We start from the raw sequence: 1,977 nt of genomic DNA, 5'->3' as shown, positions 1-1,977 counted from the left end.
ATCGTGGTAGAGCGGCCCATTACTGAGCCGACCCCACACAGATCCGGACGTGCGGAATTACCGCATCCGGCTCTTCAGTTATACATTCACCCGTGTAAATCACGCGCACCTTAATACCAGTCAACATCGATAACTCTTTTGCTAACTCGTAGCTTCTGTATTTGGAAATACTCTAACATCTTCTTAAAATCACGCCAATTGTAACTTCGACGGCCACTGCGTCGGTTCAGCCATTTGTATAAACTATGCAGTACATAGTTATACAGCTTACTCACGCTGCGGCTGTTGTCGGGTAATCCGAAGTAATTTCTAAACCCTGTGAGTTTGCGTTTTAATTGGGGTAGCCAAATTGCTAGCTTCTGCGAGCGTTTGGTTTTAATGAAATGGTAAAATTCGCTCAGGCTACGTCGCTGCTTTAGATTTGCAGTTCGCCGCCTTAATCTCGGTTTACCTTTCACATCAATGCCCCAGTAAAATGCAAAACCCAAGAACACAAACTGGCGCTTACGACTGGGATGGAATCGACTGAACCTTATCAGGCTGGTCTTTTCTGGTGCCGTGTCCAGTTTGAACTTCTTTAGTCGTTTTGGCAGCACGCGGTAAAATCGCTCGGCATCATTGGCATACTGAAACGCACACACAAAATCATCTGCGTAACGTATCAGCATCGCTCTGCCTCTCATCCGAGGTTTTACCTTCTTCTCAAACCATAAATCCAATGCATAATGCAGATAGATATTGGCTAACACAGGGCTAATGATACCGCCTTGTGGGGTGCCACTTTTTGGTTTGAGATATTCTCCTTGCGGAGTGTGTATCCGTGCTTTTAACCATTGTCCGATTAAGCTCAAGAGCGCGTTATCATCAATGCGTTGTTTAAGCATCGCCATCAGCCAGTCGTGGTCAATATTGTCGAAGAAGCCTTTAATGTCAGCCTCAACAATATAGCCATAACCTTTGAACTGAAGATTCAAACTCAAACTATGCACCGCTTGATGCGTACTCTTATTTGGCCGATAACCATAGCTGTTAGGCAAGAAATTCGCTTCCCAGATACCTTGCAGTATCTGGCTCACGCTTTGCTGTACCAGCTTGTCATCCACTGTGGGTAAGCCTAATGGACGTTGTTTGCCATGACTTTTGGGAATGAAGACTCGCTTAATATCATCGGCTCGATAGCGCTTGGCTTTCAAGGCTGAACTTAAACGTGTGAGGTTTTCCACAAGCGATGTCTGGTATTTGGGTATAGTGATACCATCAATACCTGGCGCCGCTCGTTTATTCAGTTGCCCCCAACTTTGATACAGTAAATCATCTCCTAGTAATCCATATAGGTTCTGAAATCTGTGGTTTGGGTGGGTTTGTGATTTAAATGTGATGGCATTTAGTGCGGTTGTCATAGTGAATCCAGCCCTACTTTGTCCGGCCTATGTATCTGCTAAATACCTGATATAACTGCTTGCTCCTTCGCCATGTGATTGGCTTTCCCAACCTCAAACTACTATGAGCAAGTCTGACTGCCAAAGGGTCATCGTTGGCCTCGCTTGTGGCTTAGCGTCACTACCATTTTCCTTATGGAACACCTTTGGCTATCTCAAGTTCTCAATACATCTCTTTATACATGCCACGGCTTAATAACTCCGCTGACTCGCCACAACCTTGCCATTTCAAATCAATTGAATAATGGTTGCTTTGCATGGACTTCGACGGCGTTACAAGCCTCGTCAGTCAGAACTTAATTAATTATCGGAGCGATAACAGCACTTCAGGAACACGCATTCCCTGTGGCCTATATAATTCTCTGTGTACGCTTCACCTATATTGTTCATCTAGTCGCGAATGCATCGCTGATAAGTATTTCACCAATCCTAGACTCCGCCATAGGCGCAACACTCGATACAGGTGGCTGGCTAAGCCTTACCTGACAGGGACTTACACCCTGCAAGATGCATCAAGCTTCGCTTGACGCACTAACGC

At 45.4% G+C, this 1,977-nt stretch carries 1 protein-coding gene; it reads right to left on the bottom strand.

Going from position 1 to position 1,977, the window contains the following annotated elements; translation table 11 throughout:
- Positions 1 to 110 precede the first annotated feature (110 nt).
- A complete protein-coding gene (gene ltrA / locus ABWV72_RS21060) occupies positions 111 to 1,400 on the bottom strand; it encodes a group II intron reverse transcriptase/maturase (RefSeq protein WP_353372930.1) in 1,290 nt (429 codons plus the stop codon).
- Between the last annotated feature and the right edge of the window lie 577 nt (positions 1,401 to 1,977).

The organism is Aliiglaciecola sp. NS0011-25 (assembly GCF_040370605.1).
Taxonomy (GTDB): Bacteria; Pseudomonadota; Gammaproteobacteria; order Enterobacterales; family Alteromonadaceae; genus Aliiglaciecola; species Aliiglaciecola lipolytica_A.
This window is presented reverse-complemented; position numbering and strand designations above follow the sequence as displayed.

What these genes read in the sequence shown, in the direction of transcription:
- ltrA (WP_353372930.1), bottom strand. Translation starts at nt 1,400, where the DNA reads ATGACAACCGCACTAAATGCCATCACATTTAAATCACAAACCCACCCA.